The 1,725-nt window shown below is 56.5% G+C and carries 1 tRNA gene; it reads left to right on the top strand.

The window, feature by feature from the left end:
* Positions 1-1,390: 1,390 nt before the first annotated feature.
* Positions 1,391-1,467 (top strand) — tRNA-Arg (locus J4E08_RS24385).
* The last annotated feature ends 258 nt before the right edge of the window (positions 1,468-1,725 follow it).

Below are 1,725 nucleotides of genomic sequence, written 5' to 3'. Positions count from 1 at the left end.
TTGAGGGCAAAAACCAGACCGCCGCGCTAATCTCTCAGCGCGCCCGCCTGACCATATCCTCGGTATGCTTCAACCTCGCTTCGCTTCAGTGTCGCCTCTCAGCGCCTCGTCCGCTCCGTCCGGTCCGTCCCGCAGCGCCTCAGCGCCGCCGGTGAAGGGGCTTTTACGGTTACACCAAACGACTCGCAACCCCTTTTTTCAACTTTCTCACCAAAAATCCAAATTCACACGGAACCAAACCGCAATTTGAAAAATGCGCCCCTCGATAAGAGCGACCTTTGCAGCAAAATCCCCAACAAAACAGGGCCAAACACCTCGCACACAACCCACGCCCAGTTTGGCAGCACTTCTGCGAAAAGCCTACAAAGCCCTCTGCCCTCCCTAAGAACCTAAGCGATGCCTTGCGGTGTTTTGGGCGACCGCCTTCGGCGTCGGGCCTCCGGAAAGAGTAAACGTCGGTCAAACATATTGGCACACTCCTTCCATGTGAACCACGATGGCATCCGGTCGTCGTCGTCACTGCGGAGGCAAACACACCAACGCAGCAGTAAGGGATACTGCATCTGCGCATCAAATGACGTTTGGGGCGGATGGAGAACAATATCTGGATCAGGCCGGTGCTGGACAGCCGCCCGAAAGCTCGGAAGCTCGGACATGATCAAATAGCGGCGAAAACCGGCAGGCAGTTGTTCCGAGGCGCTGCCGTAATTGGCGAGCCCGAATTAACCACCTGCCGGATCTCGCGCGAGGGACGCTCGGCGGGGCAGCCCCCCCTCTGATTCGAAGAGACCGTTTGTAAGGGGCCCCTTCGGACCAGTCATCAACTCAGGCGCCGACGCACTCCGTTGGAGCCACTTCGCGACGGTCTCGGGTTTGCGCTCAATTCAATACTCATGCAGATCGAGCGAAGCCTGTGACCACCCTAATTCAGCTCCAACGTCGTGCGTGCCGTCTAGACAGGTTTGCACTGTAAACGCCCAGACAGGCAAAGCTACGCGTCACTCCGCTGGCAAGCTTGCCGCAAATTGTCTCCCTGCATTCCCACGAAAGGATCACACCGAGCGCCCAAACGCCAAGCCAGCCGCGACATCTGCAATGAAATTGCGGGAACGAAATATCTGTGCGTCGATGCGCGTGTATCCATGGACCCTTGCTGCCCCACTTTGCGACGGCTTTCGTTGACTTGGAACTTCGCGCCACACAGCCCAAAATATATCCTGGTCCGGACGCGCGCTTTAGCGATCACGCCGCGCGTCCCGCTGTGTTTCTTTTTCGTGGGGCTAGACGGTTTCACCTATTGTCTGAGGCAGTTACAGAGGTAGAAATCCAGACATTTGGTAAAACGGCAGCGGCTTGCGAACCGTGTTTCTAATCGGTATGAACGCGCCACGGTCCCGTAGCTCAACTGGATAGAGCACCTGACTTCTAATCAGGATGTTGGGGGTTCGAGTCCTCCCGGGATCGCCATTTTCAGCAAATGCCAATGCTGCCAATGAAGCATAAGCTTGCACGTTTCGGCAGTTTGCATGCCCCCCCCCTGTCAAGAGGCTTGGGGTGCCTCGCTGAAGGTTTCTTCTAGCACACTGAGATAGAACGGCATTTCAGCATAAGCCGTGACTAACGGTCACTTTCCTCCCTGAGATTTCAGGAGTGCCACAACCGGCTCAACAGCGTTGCGAAGATAGAGCGGTCCAACATCCAAGCCGTTTGGGCGGAACGGCTGGA

It is taken from the genome of Sagittula sp. NFXS13 (genome assembly GCF_040148795.1).
GTDB classification, from domain to species: Bacteria; Pseudomonadota; Alphaproteobacteria; order Rhodobacterales; family Rhodobacteraceae; genus Sagittula; species Sagittula marina.
This window is presented reverse-complemented; position numbering and strand designations above follow the sequence as displayed.